Source organism: Geomonas sp. RF6 (assembly GCF_021044625.1).
Taxonomy (GTDB): Bacteria; Desulfobacterota; Desulfuromonadia; order Geobacterales; family Geobacteraceae; genus RF6.
Genome location: NZ_CP087999.1, coordinates 1541311 through 1556803, shown reverse-complemented (window position 1 = coordinate 1556803; position 15493 = coordinate 1541311). Strand labels below are relative to the sequence as shown.

Below are 15493 nucleotides of genomic sequence, written 5' to 3'. Positions count from 1 at the left end.
GTGCATTCGTTTCCTCCTTCTGTCAGTTGATAATCACCTTGAACATGATGCTGAAAGTGGGGTTGCTGCTGCCGTTCGAGGGATTGATGATCCCCCGCGGGGTGAGACGCAGGTGCGTCACTGCCGGATCGGCGCCGTTGGCGGCCGGAACCGGGATGTAGTTGAAGGTCGATCCGCCGTCCCGGGAGAACTTCACGTCGTCGGTAAGGCTCCCGAGCCCCCCCCAGTTGAGGGTGAGGCCGCTCGGGACGCTCCCCTCGCTGAAAAGAACCGGGGTGCCGCTCACCAGAAGGGACGTGGACGGGGGGATGGCATCGGTGATGACGATGCTGTCGGCGTCGGCAATCCCTTTCCCGAAGTTGGTGACGGTGACCTGGTAGAGCACCTGCGCCCCGGGGATCGCCCGGGGAGAGACCGAACCGTTCACCGGGTCGGAGAAGACCTGCGCGCTCTTCAGGATCGTGAGGTTCGGCAGGGGCTTCACCGTGAGGGTCGCGCTCGCGGCGCTCCCCGTCCCGGCGCTTGCGGTAGTGACCGGTCCGGAGCTGTTGGAAAAGCTCCCGGTGCCGGTGGTGCTGACGGTCGCGGTCACGGTGCAGCTCCCGCGCGCGGGAATCGTCCCGCCGGAAAGGGAGAGGGTGCTCCCCCCGTTGGGCGCGGCGATCGTCCCGCCGCACGTCGTGCCCCCGGAGCCCCCCACGTTGAACATTCCGGAGGGGTAGCTGTCGAGGAGGGCCAATCCCGAGATGTCGCTCACGTTCGGATTGGTGAGGGTAATCGTGACCGTGGAGCTGGAGCCGAGGTAGATGGTGTCGGGGGTGAAGCTCTTTTGCACGGTCGGCGCGGCGAGGACGCGCAGCGTCGCGTCGCTGACCGCGTTGTTCAGGCTCGCGATGTAGATGATGCTCTTCGCGTTGTTGACGTAGGTCCCCGGTATGCTGCTCGTTACCTGCACGGCATAGGTGCAGGTGGCGTTGGCGGGGATCTTGGCGGCGGAGAACTCGATGGAGGTATCTCCGGTGCTGCTCGGCACGAGGGTTCCCGGCTTGTAGATGGAGGCCGCGACGCACCCGGGATTCGTGCTGGTGTTCACGATCGTCGGCGACGCGAGAGAGAGGTTCAGCGGGAAGACGTCGATGAAGTCCGGGCTGGTGGCGCTCTGGCTGCTGGAGGCGATGGTGAAGGTAAGCGTGGCGGTCCCCCCCACCGGAATCGCCGAGGGAGAGAACGCTTTCGACAGGGTAGGTGCGCTGTCCACCACGAGGGTCTGGGGGGTGACCCCGTTGGTGAGGCTTGCGCTCAGCCCGCTTATGTTCGGCGCGTCGTTCAGGTAGCTGCCGATCTTCGTGCTGGTGACGGTGGCGCTCACGGAGCACCCGGACTGTCCTGCGGCGAGGGTTCCGCCGTTGAAGGTGATGACGTTGTTTGCCGCTCCGCCGTAGCTCAGGGTGCCGCCGCACTGGGAGGCGACGGGGGTGCCGCTCCATTTCAGGTCCGCAGGGAGAGTGTCGGTAAAGGAGAGCCCGGACTGCTGCGGGTTCCCGGCAGCGTTGGTGATGGTGAAGTGGAGCTCCGTCGTTCCGGAGGTGATGATCCCGCTCGGGATGAAGGACTTCTTGAGCACCGCGGGGACAACCTGCAAGGTCGCGCTGAGACCGCTGGCGTCGAGGCCGGAGAGCGACACGATGTTCGCTTCGGTGTTGCTGTAGCTTCCCGGCACCGTGCTGGTGACCTGCGCGGTGACGGTGCAGCTGGAAGGCCCGGCCGGGAGGCCGCCGCCGGTAAAGCGGATGGTGTTGTTGAGGCCGCCGCTCTGGGCGTAGGCCACCGTCCCGCCGCACTGCGAAACGATCGGCGTCCCGCTCCAGGTAAGCCCCGCCGGGAGCTGCTCTGTAAAGGCGAGGCCGGAGAGGGCGGCGTTCCCGGAGAGGTTCGTCATGGTGAACTTCACGGCGGTCGTCCCGCCGGGACCGATGATGACGGGGTCGAATGTCTTCGACAGGAAGGTCTTCGTGGGGACGATGACGCTGCAGGAGGCCTTCGCGTCGTCTCCGAGCGCTGCCGAGGCGTCGATCTGCTCCGCCCCGATGTGCGCGTAGGCGGCGAAGTTGTACACGCCGGAGATGTCCGGCACGTGCAGCGACAGCGTGAGACTCTTCGTCCCGGCAGCCGGCACGAGGTACTGCCCGCTCCAGGTCAGAAGCCTCCCCGACTGCAGCGGGTTCGCGATAGCACTTCCGCCATAGGCGGAGGTCCCGCTGTTGTAGGTCACCGTGCCGGGGGAGACCGGGAGGATCATGTCGATGTCGTCGAGGGTGACATCGTAGTCGCCGCTGTTTATCAGGTTGATGGTGCAGGCGACGTCGCCGGCCGATCCCGCCGGGAGCATGGAGGGGTTGCAGCTCGCGGTGACGATGACCGAGTTGCCGCTCGTCCCCGACACGGGGGGGGCGAGGGGGTCGATCGTGCCGGCGCCGGTGGGGACGTGCTTCAGCACGTTGCCGCTGTTGATGTACGCCACAGGGCTCGTGCTGGTGGGGGCGGAGTAGCTGCTCACCGCCACGAAGGTGTACACCCCGACGTACGCCCCGGAGCCCCCGGTGTAGCTCCCCTGGTACAGCTTGTCCTTCAGGACCGTGCCGTCGGGGAGGGTGATGGTGGCGGAGACCAGGCGGTACGTTTGGTCCGGCCAGTACGGGTCGGACGCGGGAGAGAAGATCATCGGGCCGTTGCTGGTGCCGGTGTCCCCGATGACGGTGATGGTGACGATCCCGCCGAGCTGTGCGGGGGTCGGCCCCGATACCACGGAGCTCACCTTGCTCGCCTGCGCCTGGATCGTGTCGTACATCGCCTCGTAATAGGTGCCGGCGACGGTCGTGCCGGTGAGGGTGAAGCGGCTCCTGGAGAGCTCTCCGCCGCCGGTGGAGGGATTGCCGCTCCACACGGAGATGTCGTGCCCCTGCGTCGCGGTGACGTCGTTGTTGGCGCTCGTCTCGATGTAGAAAAAGACCGTTTTGGTGGAGCCTGCGGTCATCGGGCCGATGTGGTACAGGTCGGCGCCGGGCGCGGTGCTGGCGACACTCAGGTACCCCCCCGTGAAGTTGTCGATCTTTGCCCACGCGTCGGCTATGTCGCTTGTGGTGGTGACGGAGAAAGAGACGTACTGGGCATTCAGACGCGGCGAGGTGTCCTTGTCGAAGGGGAAAAAGGGCGCGGAGGTGCGCACGATGCTGATCGCGGCCTCCGCCCTGGTGCAGCAAAAGGCTGACAGGAGAAGGAAAAGGCAGACGACGAGCGTCGTCTTCACCATTTTGTGCTGCAGGTTTCTCGGCATATATTCGTGTGGCCTGGTGCTGACAGCGGTGGACCGTCGCGCCACCGGGGCAAAAAAAAACGCCCGGCTCCCAGAGCCGGGCGTTCTCCTCCCGTTGTTTCCTAATTTCCGAGGCGCCTGACTCTGCAAGCTCTTCGGTAACCCGGCTGTCCGTGCGTGGTGTGAACGCCTGGGGACCCGTGGCTTTGCGTCACCGGATTGCTCCGGTTTTGCCTTTATCGGAGTGACACGTATATTTCGGTTACGACATCATCAGTTCAAGCGCACGGTCCCTCTAAACGCACTTCCCTCCCCCGTGAGAGCCGGGGGCAGGCGACGGCGTATTGCATTAAAAAATAAAAAGGTTTCGCGGGGGGTGACGGGGTGGGCCTCAATGGCCTCTTTTTCCGCCGCGATACCGCCATTTGGCGCAGAGACGTCCGGTGAATTGCCGGACAGTTTCTGCACATTAGAAAGCGCCGTGACTATAACAAATTAAAGCCGCAATAGAAAGCTATTTTAAATGTTTAGTCCATTCCCCGGCAGATCCCGGGAATACGAAAGCGGGGAGGAAGGTAAGCCTCGCCGCGAGACTCCCCGGCGCCTGCCGCCGGTGGTGATATGACGGCGGGAGCTGGCGGTTTTCCGGCCGGTACTGCAGGGATCATTCCAAGAGGGTGGGGTCCTTCGAAAATGCGGGAAAAGAGGGGGGAAATCTGCGATTGGGGCTCACGGCGGCACCGCTGTGGAGGGTGCCGCCGGAGCGGGTCGGGACCTGGTTAATTGGCGTTCAGGAGGATCTTCAGCGCACCGATCTGCGCGGAGGCGAGACGCATGCCGTGGTGGGTGGCGTCGGCCCCGAAGAGGGACGGCAGCTTCCCACCCTTCAGGGCAAGGTCAGGGGCTTCCCCACCTGTCATGTCGTAGCTGCCGAGGGTGTGGCAGGAGGCGCACCCGGCCTCGTAGCTCTGTGTGGCGAGTGCGGGGATCGGGGGTGCCGCGGGAAGGACCGGACCGCTGGCGCCGACCGTGAAGGAGAAGTCACCGGCGAGACGGTAGCTTGGCCTCGTGCTGTCGTACCCGTCGACGATTGTGGCGCTGAAGGTACCCGCGATCGTATCCCCCGCGCTGCTCCCGAAAGAGGTGAACCTGATCGATCCCTCGGCGGTCTGCAGCAGGGTGGACTGATGGCCATCGAAGAAGAAGATGTTCCCGGGGAAGGAGGGGACCCCCGCCGACGCGCTGCCGAGGGCGTACACCGTACCGGGAGCTATCGCGCCGGGGGCGGCCACGTCGATGCGCGTGACGGTGCGGAAGGCGGGGTCGCTTATGCTGGAGGCGATCGCCGCGCGTAAGGCGACTCCCCCCGACGAGGTGGTGGCGGCGAGGTAGGTCGCTCCCTGCATCCCGTACTCGTCGGTGGTAAAGGAGAAGGCGTCGGCAGCGCGCTCTGCCGCCGTCGGGGCGACCGCGTTCACCGAGCTCGATCCTCCACCCCCTCCGCACCCTGCGAGAGCCACTGCCATGCCGAGGGCGCAGAGCCCCGCGATCCATCCGTTCCCTTTGCTGCGCAAGATCTGCTTCAGTACCACCACCATGACGTGCCTCCCTGTAGAGCGGTTTGTGCCGACTGCTGTTTCACGGGGGGTGCCAGAACGTTGCCGGTGTGTCGTAACTGGAGAAGTAGCGAAATTAGCGCTTTTTTCTACGGATTCTCTTATGTCCTAATGAAATAGCTGGTCAAAATGGCGGTGTGCACTTCTTGCACATCAGGAGGTGGGGTAAAGGACGGTCCGCTTCTGCGTCCCATCCCAATTGTAGGTTCCCTGCGCCTCAGCGCAATACCCGCCGCGCAAAGAAGGGGGGAGCCGCGGCGCGCGGAAAAAAGGTTGTCAAGGCGTGGGGGGAAGTGATAAATACTAGCACTTCAATGTACTTTCCGGGGTGGTCATGGCGCACAGGGACTTGCGGGCGTTTCTGGAAAGGCTGAAGTCGCTCGGGGAACTCCATACGGTGCAGGTCGAGGTCGATCCGGACCTGGAGGTCGCGGAGATCACCGACCGGCAGAGCAAGGCCCCCGGCGGGGGGAAGGGGCTTCTCTTCCTCCGCGTCAAGGGGAGCCCTTTCCCTGTGGCGACGAACCTTTTCGGCTCCCCGGCGCGCATGGCAGCGGCCCTCGATGTGGCAGCGCTTTCCTCACTTACCGGCCGGATGGAAGAGCTTCTGGCCGACCCGGCGCTGGCGCCCCTTCCGGTGCGGATCACCGCTCCGCGCTGCCAGGAGGCGGTGCAGGAAACCCCCGATCTTTCCCTCTTCCCTTTTGTAAAGAGCTGGCCAGGGGAGAGCGGAGCCTTCATTACCCTCCCGCTCGTCTTTACCCGCGACCCCGAAACCGGTGCCGGGAACTGCGGCATGTACCGGGTGCGCATCTTCGACGGCGCGAGCGCCGGGATTCGCTGGAAAAAGGGGAGCGGGGGGTGGCGACACCACGAGAAACACCGTACGGCGGGGACGCGGATGCCGGTGGCGATAGCACTCGGGGGACCCCCTGCGCTGACCTTTGCCGCCGCGCTGCCGCTTCCCGACCCTTTTGACGAAATCTCCTTTGCGGGATTTCTGAATCGCGCCCCGCTGGAGATGGCACGCTGCCTTACCTGCGACCTGGAGGTCCCGGCGGATGCCGAGCTCGTGATAGAGGGGTACCTGGACCCCGGGGGGACCAGAGGTGAAGGGGCGTTCGGCAATCACACCGGTTGCTACGACCCGGGGGAAGAGGTGCCGGTGCTGCAGGTCACCTGCGTGACCCACCGCGCCGATCTCATCTATCCTGCGACGATAGTGGGACCCCCCCCGATGGAGGACTGTCACCTCGCCAAGGGGGCGGAGCGCGCCATGCTGGCGCTCAGCCGCAGGCAGTGCCCGGCTATCGTGGACATCTCCCTGCCGCTGGAGGGAATCTTCCACGGCTGCGCCCTGGTGGCGATCGAGAAGCGCGCCCCCGGCGAGGGGAGGGCAGTCCTCGAGTCGCTGCGCGAGGGGGGGTGGCTGAAGAGGGGGAAGATACTGGTAGTTCTCGACGCGCTCCCCGGCGATCCCTTCGCGGACGCGCTCTGGCGCACCCTCAACCACGCGCGCTTCCCGCGCGACATCGTGGTCGAGGACGGCCGCATCGGGCTCGACGCGACGCGAAAGCTCCCGGGGGAGGCGGACGAGGTGCTCCGCCCGCTGGAGAAGGATCCGGCGGTGACGGCCCTCGTGACGAAGCGCTGGAAAGATTACGGGTTTTGACTATTTGGAGCTGGAGGGGGAATCTTTCCGGCAGCTACTTACAGCAAGGTATCGATCGACCGGACCCGTCCGGCACCTTGAGATAGGGGAGGAAATGACACTTTTTGCCAGGGTAGGGGTTTTCCTGGAGATGATAAAGTTCTCCCACACCATCTTCGCCCTCCCGTTCGCCTTTACCGGCGCGCTCCTCGCGGCGGGCGGCTTTCCGACACCGGCTCAGGCCGGGTGGATCGTCCTCGCGATGGTCGGTGCACGCACCGCAGCGATGGGGCTAAACCGCGTCATCGACGCCGAGATCGACGCACGAAACCCGCGCACCAGCGGGCGCGCCATTCCGGCGGGGTTGCTGGGGCGCGGTGCGGTCCTCTTCTTTGTCGCACTGTCGGTCCTCCTGATGGTTTTTGCAGCGGGGATGCTCAATCCGCTCTGCCTTTACCTTTCGCCGATCGCGCTCTTTTTCCTCGTCCTTTACTCCTACTGCAAGCGCTTCACCTCCTTTGCCCATGTCGTCCTCGGCATCTGCCTCGCCGGCGCGCCGCTCGGCGCCTGGGCCGCCATCCGCGGCGAGCTGGAGCTGCCGGCGTTTCTCCTTGGCTTCGCCGTCCTTTTCTGGGTGGCCGGGTTTGACATTCTCTACGCGCTGCAGGACCTCGACTTCGACAAGAAGAGCGGCCTCCACTCCATCCCGGCCCGCTTCGGGGTCAATGGTTCCCTCTGGATCGCCCGCGTCTTTCATGTTGTCGCCTGCGTCTTCCTGCTGGGGCTCTACCTGACCATGCACCTTGGCCCCTGCTACCTGGCCGGCTTAATCGCCGTCTGCGGGATGCTTCTGTACGAGCACCACCTCCTGCGCGGCGGGGACCTCGGAAAGCTCGACGCGGCCTTTTTCAACATGAACGGCTACATAAGCGTGACCCTTTTCCTCGCGACCCTCGCCGACATCGTCCGGGGTTCCCTGTGAAGCACTTCGTCCTCGCCATTACCGGCGCCTCCGGTGCGGTGTACGGGCTGCGGCTCGCCGAGGAGCTCCTGCGGGGGGGGAACCGGCTCTCTCTCCTCGTGTCGGCCGCAGGGTTTGCGGTGCTGAAAGAGGAGTGCGGTCTCGACTGGAGCGGCAGCGAAGACGAGGTTGCGAAGACGGTGCGGGAGCATTTCTCGGCCTCCCCCGAGGCGCTCTCCTTCTTTGCGGCGGACAACTGGCTTGCGCCGATCGCCAGCGGCTCCTCGGCGCCGGACGCCATGATCGTCTGCCCCTGCTCCATGGGAACCCTTTCCCGGATCGCGACCGGAAACTCCGGGTCACTTCTGGAGCGCGCCGCCGATGTCATGCTGAAGGAAGGGCGTCCGCTCATCCTGGTGCCGCGGGAGACCCCGCTAAACGCCATCCACCTGGAGCACATGCTGACCCTCTCCCGCCTCGGCGTGAAGATCGTCCCGGCGATGCCCGGTTTTTACCACAAGCCGCAGACGCTGGAAGATCTGGTCGATTTCCTGGTGGGGAAACTCCTCGATCTCCTCGGGGCGGAGCACGCTCTTTTCAAGCGCTGGGGGGATAAATGACGACTCTGTTCAAGGAGATAGCGGATAAGGTCGAGGCGGGAGTAAGGATCTCCGAGGAGGAGGCGCTCGCCCTGTACCGGCACCCGAACCTCCTGGAGGTCGGCGAGCTTGCCGCGGCGGTGAACAGGAAGAAGAACGGAGAAAAGGTCTTCTTCAACGTGAACCGCCACATAAACCATACGAACATCTGCGTGAACCGCTGCCGCTTTTGCGCCTTTTTCCGCAGCGCCGACGAGCCGGGGGGGTATCTCCTGTCCCTTGACGAGGTCCGGGAGCGCGCCGAGGAGGCGCTGGCGCAGGGTGCGACGGAGATCCACGTAGTCGGAGGCCTCCACCCGGAGCTCCCCTTTTCCTGGTACCTGGAGCTTCTCTCCACCATCCGCGCAGTGTCACCCTCCCTGCACATAAAGGCCTTCACCGCGGTGGAGATCGCCTACCTCGCGGGGCTGGCGGAGCTCTCCATCCCGCAGACGCTGGAGCGCCTGAAAGAGGCGGGACTCGGATCGCTTCCGGGCGGGGGGGCCGAGATCTTTGCACCGGAGGTGCGAAACCAGCTCTGCCCCGAGAAGATTTCGGGCGAGCAGTGGCTCGCCATCATGGAAGAGGTGCATCGCAGCGGGCTCAAGTCGAACGCCACCATGCTCTACGGCCACCTGGAGAGCGTGGCGGACCGGGTGGACCACATGCGCCGCCTGAGGGAGGTGCAGGACCGAACCGGAGGGTTCCAGGTTTTCATCCCGCTCGCCTTCCAGCCGGAGCACTCCGAGCTGAAGATTGCGGGTGGGGGCACGACCGGCGTCGACGACCTGCGCACCCTCGCGGTGGCTCGGATCTACCTGGACAACTTCGCGAATGTGAAGGCGTACTGGGTCATGCTGGGGGAGAAGATCGCCCAGGTGTCCCTCGCCTTCGGCGTGAACGACCTTGACGGGACAGTGGTGGAGGAGCGCATAGGCCACGAGGCGGGCGCCGCCACCCCGCAGACCATGAGCCGCGACGGCATCATCTCCCTCATCAGGAAGGCGGGGAGGGTTCCGGTGGAGCGGGACACGCTGTACCGCGAGTTGCGAGTGTACTAGGTCGGACCGGTCCGACAGAATCAGGTGACGATATGCTGGAGACGATTTCCAAAAAAATAGCCGCTGCGGAGCCGCTCGACGCGGCGGAGGCGCTCTGGTGCCTGACCGAGGGGGATCTCCTGGCGGTCGGCATCCTCGCCGACGGGGTGCGCCGCGCCATGCATCCGGTGGGGCGGGTCAGCTTCGTCGTCGACCGCAACGTGAACTACACAAACGTCTGCCAGTCGCAGTGCAAGTTCTGCGCGTTCTACCGCAATGTCGAGGACCCGGACGCCTACCTGCTGGAGACCGCGGTCATCCTGCAAAAGATCGAGGAACTGGTGGCGCAGGGGGGAACCCAGCTCCTGATGCAGGGGGGATTGCACCCCTCCCTCACCATCGACTACTTCGAGGAGCTCTTCCGCACCATCAAGGGGCGCTTTCCGAAGCTGCAGAACCACTCACTCTCCCCCGCGGAGATCACCCACGTGGCCGAGCTCTCCGGGCTCACCGTGCGCGAGGCGCTCCTCCGGCTGAAGGGGGCGGGGCTCGACTCTGTTCCGGGGGGCGGGGCGGAGATCCTCGTCGACAGCGTGCGGCAGGAGATATCCCCGAAGAAGATAGGGTGGCAGGGGTGGGCCGCGGTGATGCGCGAGGCGGCGGCGCTCGGGCTACCCACCACGGCGACGATGATGTTTGGCAGCCGCGAGCGGCCTGAGGACATCGTGGAGCACCTCTTCAGGATCCGCGACCTGCAGGACGCCGGGGGGAGCTTCACCGCCTTCATCCCCTGGACGTACCAGCCGGGGAACACCGAGCTCGGGGGCGAGGGGGCGACGGGGGTGGAGTACCTGAAGGTGCTCGCGCTCTCCCGCCTCGTGCTGCGAAACGTCCCGCACCTGCAGGCGAGCTGGGTGACGCAAGGGGCGAAGCTTGCGCAGGTGGCGCTCTCCTTCGGCGCGGACGACCTCGGCGGTACCATGCTGGAAGAAAACGTGGTGGCGGCTGCGGGATGCCAGTTCCGCATGTCGCAGCAGGAGATGATCGAGCTGATCCGCGGCGCCGGCTTCACCCCCGCCCGGCGCACGACCGTGTACGAGATTCTGGAAGAGTACTGATAGAAGGCAGAAGAGGAAAGGAGCACCCATGATCCCCTTGAGGCAAAATATCGCAGAGATGGCGGGGTATGTCCCCGGCTTCCAGCCGGCGGATGCCGCATCGTACATCAAGCTCAACACGAACGAGAACCCGTACCCGCCGGCACCTTCGGTTCTCGCCGCCATCGCTGCCGAGGCGGGGGAGGGGCTGCGCCGCTACCCGGACGCCGCAAGCCGGCTCGCGCGGGAGGAGGCAGGGCGCCTCTACGGTTTCGACCCGTCGTGGGTTATCATGGCGAACGGCTCCGACGAGGTGCTGAACAACCTGATCAGGGCCTTTGCCGGTGAGGGTGAGGAGGTGGCCTACGTCCACCCGTCCTACTCCTACTACGGCACCCTTACCAACATCCAGGGGGCAAGGGTCCGCACCTTCGGGCTCACCGACGACTTCCAGATCGCCGGGCTGCCGGAGCGGTACCAGGGGAAGCTCTTCTTTCTCACCAATCCAAATGCCCCGCTGGGATTCACCTATTCCCAGAGCTTCATCGCCTCCCTTGCCGAGCGGATCGACGGGATGCTGGTGGTGGACGAGGCGTATGCGGACTTCGCGGATGAGAACTCTCTCGAGCTCGTGAAGAGCCACGAGAACGTGGTGGTGACCCGCACCTTCTCCAAGAGCTACTCCCTCGCGGGGATGCGCCTCGGGCTTGCCATCGCGAGGCCGCAGGTCATAGATGCGCTGAACAAGATCAGGGACCACTACAACCTGGACCGCCTCGCTCAGGCGGCGGCAGCAGCGGCGCTGAAGGACCAGGAATACTTCCGCTCCTGCGTGGCGAGGATCCGGGAAACCCGCGAACGGTTTACCGCGGAGCTCCTGCGGCTCGGCTTCCAGGTCATCCCTTCCAGCGGCAACTATGTCTTCGCCACACCTCCGGGGGGGGACGGCGCCGCTCTCTACGAGGCGCTCTACCAGCGCCGCATCCTGGTGCGCCACTTCACCGACCCCCTGCTGCGCCACGGGGTGCGCATCTCCATCGGGACCGCCGAGGAGATGGCAAAAACGGTCGAGACGATAGCGCAGATCGTCGCCTGACCCACGTCTGAAGGGGGGCGCTCCCCCGTGTTGCGCCCCTTCGCGCGAAAATGTACAATGTTTTCTGGTCGTTCGGGCTATACTCCTTCTTGCACTGCGCGGTGCAAGGCTGTATTATTCTAAGCTGTTAATCTGACTAATGCAGGGAACGAAGAGAAACTCTTCTCTCTCTAAACAATCGACAGCATGTAAATGCGGAACGGTGGGAACTTTTGCTGAAGAAAAAGGATGCGGGCAACCCCGCGACGACAAACCTGGTCACCGACCAACATACGCTCGACCTCCTCGTCGAGCGGCTTTCCAAGGAAACGCTCCTCGCCTTTGATCTGGAAGCGGACTCTTTGCATCACTACACGGAGAAAGTCTGCCTGATCCAGGTGTCCACCCGGCAGGAAACCCAGCTCATCGATCCCCTGGCGCCAATCGACGTGAAGGTGCTCGCTCCGATCTTCGCCGACCCGAACGTCAGGAAGATCTTCCACGGTGCTGACTACGACATGCGCTCCCTGTACCGGGATTTCGGCATCACGGTGGTGAACCTTTTCGACACCATGATCGCCAGCCAGTTCCTGGGGGAGAGCGAGTTCGGCCTAGCCGCGCAGCTGAAGAAGCGTTTCGGGGTCGAGCTGGACAAGCGCTACCAGAAGGCGGACTGGAGCAAGCGCCCCTTCTCGCCGGAGATGATCGAGTACGCCATGAAGGACACCTCGCTCCTCATCAAGCTGTACGAGCAGCTGGAGTCGGAGCTGAGGGTGAAAGGGCGTCTCGCCTGGGTGGAGGAGGAGTCCGAGCTGGTGGCGAAGGTGCGCTCCGCCTCGCGGGAAGGGGAGCCCCTCTTCACCCGCTTCAAGGGTGCCTCGCGCATGAAGCCGCGCGAGCTCGCGGTACTGGAGGAGCTTTTGCGCTTCAGAGACGAGCGGGCGAAGGCTGCGGATGTCCCTCCTTTCAGGATCCTCGGGAACGACGCCCTGCGCGAGCTGGCGGAGAAGCAGCCGCGCAGCAACTTCGAGCTGGTGGCGGTGAACGGCCTCTCCTCCAAGCTCATCGAGAGGCTCGGGCGCGGGATTCTGCAGTCGGTCGCGGCGGGGCTCGCGGTGCCGCAGCAGAAGCTCCCGCAGATCCCTGCGGCGAAGCGGCCGGTGCTCGACAGGCTTCAGGAGGACCGGGTGAAGAAGCTGAAGGCGTGGCGCGAGGCAAAGGCGGCCGAGCTTGGGCTCGGGGTCGGGCTGGTGGCGAACAACACCCTCCTGGAGGCGCTCGCGGAGGAAGGATCCGAGCCTGGCTCTTTGCTGAAGCGCTGGCAGACGGAGGCATTCGGCGAAGAGCTCTCGACGCTGAGCCTATAGAATCTTCATCAAGATGAAAAAAAGGCGGGGCTCCCGAAAGGGGGCTCCGCCTTTTTTTTCGCCGGTTGCTCCAAACCTATTCCAGCCAGTCGAGTCCCTTTACCTTCTCACCCTTTTCCTCTTCGTGCTGAGGGAGCGCTTGCGGCGACGGATTTTCCTCCGCCGGCTTCGGCTCGTCCGGTGGGAAGAGGTCCTCAAGCTCGAAGCCACCCTTCCCGAAGGAAGATGTACTCCCCCCGCTTTTCCCCGTGCTGTTCAATTCGGAGAAGTGGATGAAGTCGTCGAGGGTGAATTCCCCCTTCATCCCTTCTTGCAGTGCGGTTGCACCTGGCGGGGGTGCTGCCGGTGGTGCCTGCTTCGGAGCGGGATGCTCAACGGCAGACGCTACTTTTTGCCGAGACGGCTTTGCCGCCGTCACGGCATCGGGGGAAATTGCTTCTGTTGCCGGAAGGTCGAAGGGGGCCGGTTCGGCGGTGGCGATGACGACGTTCGCCGGGGGAGGCTCTGCCGGAGGCGCTACCCGCAAAGGAGGCTCGGGGGGCATCGTTGCCGCCGGAGGGGGCTCGAGCGGCGTGCTGTCAAAGGCGAAGTCGTCGGGGGAAAAGTCGGCGGCGCCGGCTGCCATGGCGGGGAGGGGATCTGCAGCCGATGTCGGCGGGGGAGCCGCAAAGGGAAGGTTGCCGGGGACTTCCGCATCATCCGGTGCTGCTCCCGTTTGCTGCTCCTCTTTCGCGGGTGGGTGGACCAGGGCGCGGATGTTGAAGCTCGCCTTGAAGGCGGCCAGGTCCTTGCCGCATTTCCTGCAGGTGTCGTGGAACTCGAAGCTGTTGAAACCGCACTTGGGGCATTTCATAGCTCTGGCTCCTGTTGTACTGTTACCCTAAATCCCCCCACTGGAACTGCAGTATGGCGATGACGGCGAGACCGGCAGTCTCCGTGCGCAGGATGCGTCTGCCGAGGGAGACGGGGATGAAGCCGCAGCGGCGCGCTGCCTCTACTTCCTCGGGGGTGAGCCCCCCTTCGGGGCCAACCACGACCGCCACGCTCTCCGGAGCGGCAGTCGCTGAAAGTGCCTGCCTAAGCCCGGTGACCTCCTCCCCTTCCCAGAGCAACAGCTTAACAGAGTGCTCCGACCCCCGCAACACGGCCTCCAACTTCCCGCCGAGAAGGACGGCAGGGACAGATCTCCTTCCGCACTGCCGGGCCGCCTCCTGCACGATCTTCTCGCAGCGGTCCAGGCGCCCCGCCTCGCGCCCTTCCTTCAGCTTGACGACAGAGCGGGCAGCGGCAAACGCCACTACCTCGGCGACTCCGAGCTCCGTCGCCTTCTGCAGCACCATGTCGAGCTTCTCCCCCTTCGGAAGCCCCTGGTAGAGGGTGATGCGGGGAGCCAATTCCTCCTCCCCGGCATCGCTCTCCGTTATGCGCACGGTGAGGCTTTTGGCCTCCACCGCCTCGATGGTGCCGAGATGGCGCCTGCCGGCGTCGTCGGTAAGGGCGACTTCCGCCCCCTCCTTCAGGCGCAGCACGCGCACCATGTGCTTGAAGAGCTCTCCGCTGACATGCGCCCTTTCCCCTTCGATGGTGTTGGGGCCGAGAAAGAAGGAACGCATCGCTACCCTCTTTCTTCCTTGCGGAAGGTGAGGCAGCTCCATTCCGCCTCTGTCGGTGCCTCCACGGCGGTAAGGGTGGAGAACGCGGCGCTTACCATCGCTGCCTTCTCCGTCAGGATCCCCGAGAGTATCAGCCACCCCCCCGGCCGCACGACTGCGATGAGCTGGGCGGAGAGGCGCACCAGCTCTTCTGCGAGGATGTTCGCGAGGACGACGCCAAACTCCTCCTTCAACTCCGCGAGGTCGGTGGTGGACGCTGCGACCCTGTCCGCGACGCCGTTGATGGCGAGATTCTCCTCCGTCACCCGCACCGCCTCCGGGTCGATGTCCACCGCCACGATCCTCTGCGCGCCCATGAGCGCCGCGGCGATGCTCAGAACCCCCGAGCCGGTGCCGACGTCGAGGGCCGGCTCCGGGAGGGTGCCGTTCCCGTGCTGAAGCCAGATCCGCTCCAGCGACTCGAGGCACATCCGGGTGGTGGGGTGGGCCCCCGTGCCGAAGGCCATCCCCGGGTCGATCTGGATCATCAGGTCCCCCTCGGCCTCCTGGTATTCCTCCCACGTCGGCTTGATGACCATTCTCTCCCCGATGCGCACCGGTTTGAAGTAGGCCTTCCAGTTGTTGGCCCAGTCCTCGTTGCGGATCGTGGATACCACGGGGGGGACGTACACGAAGCCGTCGAAAGAGGGGCCGTGCTCAACGAGGAACCGCTCCACCTTGCTGCGCGTCTCCTCGAGTGCGGGGTCCAGCGGCAGGTATCCCTTCACCTGCTTCACCGGGGAGTCCTCGAGGGAGTCGAGGGAAAAGGTGTCCAAATGGAGATTCTCTATGCTCACGCCGTTTCCGGTCAGCTCCACGAGAAAGGCCGCCAAACTGTCCACCATGGCGGCCGGTACTTCACAGGCGATCTCCGCCCAGTCCGTAGTCATCTTTTGGGGTGCTCCTTGCCAACTTTTTTCAGGTAACCTAGCAGAATAGCGGGCTCCAAGGCAATCAAAACCTTGACAAGTGAAAAAAGAAGGGGCCTAATTATAATTAAAACGAGGATTTTAATGACAAGGTCCGTTTCCGGAGGCTTTTCCCATTAATTTAGTTTTTGCGTAATACTAAAAAAAATGGTAT

At 64.4% G+C, this 15493-nt stretch carries 12 protein-coding genes and 1 riboswitch; of the genes, 7 read left to right on the top strand and 5 right to left on the bottom strand.

The genetic code is table 11. The features are described 5' to 3' along the window. Nucleotides 1-22: 22 nt before the first annotated feature. A complete protein-coding gene (locus LPW11_RS06695) occupies nt 23-3310 on the bottom strand; it encodes a DUF7933 domain-containing protein (RefSeq protein WP_230997356.1) in 3288 nt (1095 codons plus the stop codon). A 157-nt stretch (nt 3311-3467) separates the two neighbouring features. After that, nucleotides 3468-3558, bottom strand: a riboswitch (cyclic di-GMP riboswitch). A gap of 534 nt (nt 3559-4092) precedes the next feature. Further along, nucleotides 4093-4911 carry a hypothetical protein gene (locus LPW11_RS06690; protein WP_230997355.1) on the bottom strand — a complete coding sequence of 273 codons (819 nt, stop codon included), beginning with the start codon at nt 4909-4911 and terminating at the stop codon, nt 4093-4095. A gap of 352 nt (nt 4912-5263) precedes the next feature. Here LPW11_RS06690 and LPW11_RS06685 point away from each other — a divergent pair, with 352 nt between their 5' ends. The 7 genes from LPW11_RS06685 to LPW11_RS06655 all read left to right on the top strand — a co-directional run bounded on the left by LPW11_RS06685 (nt 5264) and on the right by LPW11_RS06655 (nt 12758). After that, nucleotides 5264-6601 (top strand): UbiD family decarboxylase, encoded by a 1338-nt coding sequence (locus LPW11_RS06685; RefSeq protein ID WP_230997354.1) that lies wholly within the window; start codon nt 5264-5266, stop codon nt 6599-6601. A 94-nt stretch (nt 6602-6695) separates the two neighbouring features. Beyond that, a complete protein-coding gene (locus LPW11_RS06680) occupies nt 6696-7562 on the top strand; it encodes a 4-hydroxybenzoate octaprenyltransferase (protein WP_230997353.1) in 867 nt (288 codons plus the stop codon). Next, nucleotides 7559-8161, top strand: a complete 603-nt coding sequence (locus LPW11_RS06675; RefSeq protein ID WP_230997352.1) for a UbiX family flavin prenyltransferase — start codon at nt 7559-7561, stop codon at nt 8159-8161. The genes LPW11_RS06680 and LPW11_RS06675 overlap by 4 nt, the downstream gene beginning before the upstream one ends. Further along, nucleotides 8158-9240 (top strand): aminofutalosine synthase MqnE, encoded by a 1083-nt coding sequence (mqnE, locus tag LPW11_RS06670; protein WP_230997351.1) that lies wholly within the window; start codon nt 8158-8160, stop codon nt 9238-9240. Before LPW11_RS06675 ends, mqnE begins: the two co-directional genes overlap by 4 nt. Nucleotides 9241-9272: 32 nt before the next feature. Next, the gene (mqnC, locus tag LPW11_RS06665) at nt 9273-10337 is read left to right on the top strand and encodes a cyclic dehypoxanthinyl futalosine synthase (protein WP_230997350.1); all 1065 of its coding nucleotides are present in this window, start codon (nt 9273-9275) and stop codon (nt 10335-10337) included. A gap of 28 nt (nt 10338-10365) precedes the next feature. Further along, nucleotides 10366-11412 carry a histidinol-phosphate transaminase gene (gene hisC, locus LPW11_RS06660; RefSeq protein ID WP_230997349.1) on the top strand — a complete coding sequence of 349 codons (1047 nt, stop codon included), beginning with the start codon at nt 10366-10368 and terminating at the stop codon, nt 11410-11412. 212 nt (nt 11413-11624) lie between these two features. Then, the gene (locus LPW11_RS06655) at nt 11625-12758 is read left to right on the top strand and encodes a ribonuclease D (protein WP_230997348.1); all 1134 of its coding nucleotides are present in this window, start codon (nt 11625-11627) and stop codon (nt 12756-12758) included. Nucleotides 12759-12834: 76 nt separating this feature from the next. On the opposite strand, the gene LPW11_RS06650 is transcribed toward LPW11_RS06655, so the two are convergent. From LPW11_RS06650 to prmA, 3 genes are read right to left on the bottom strand one after another with little or no spacing between them, the layout of a single operon-like run. Next, nucleotides 12835-13611 (bottom strand): hypothetical protein, encoded by a 777-nt coding sequence (locus LPW11_RS06650; protein WP_230997347.1) that lies wholly within the window; start codon nt 13609-13611, stop codon nt 12835-12837. A 22-nt stretch (nt 13612-13633) separates the two neighbouring features. After that, nucleotides 13634-14371: a 16S rRNA (uracil(1498)-N(3))-methyltransferase gene (locus LPW11_RS06645; RefSeq protein ID WP_230997346.1), complete on the bottom strand. Its 738-nt coding sequence runs from the start codon at nt 14369-14371 to the stop codon at nt 13634-13636. Between the two features lie 2 nt (nt 14372-14373). Then, a complete protein-coding gene (prmA, locus tag LPW11_RS06640) occupies nt 14374-15300 on the bottom strand; it encodes a 50S ribosomal protein L11 methyltransferase (protein ID WP_230997345.1) in 927 nt (308 codons plus the stop codon). Between the last annotated feature and the right edge of the window lie 193 nt (nt 15301-15493).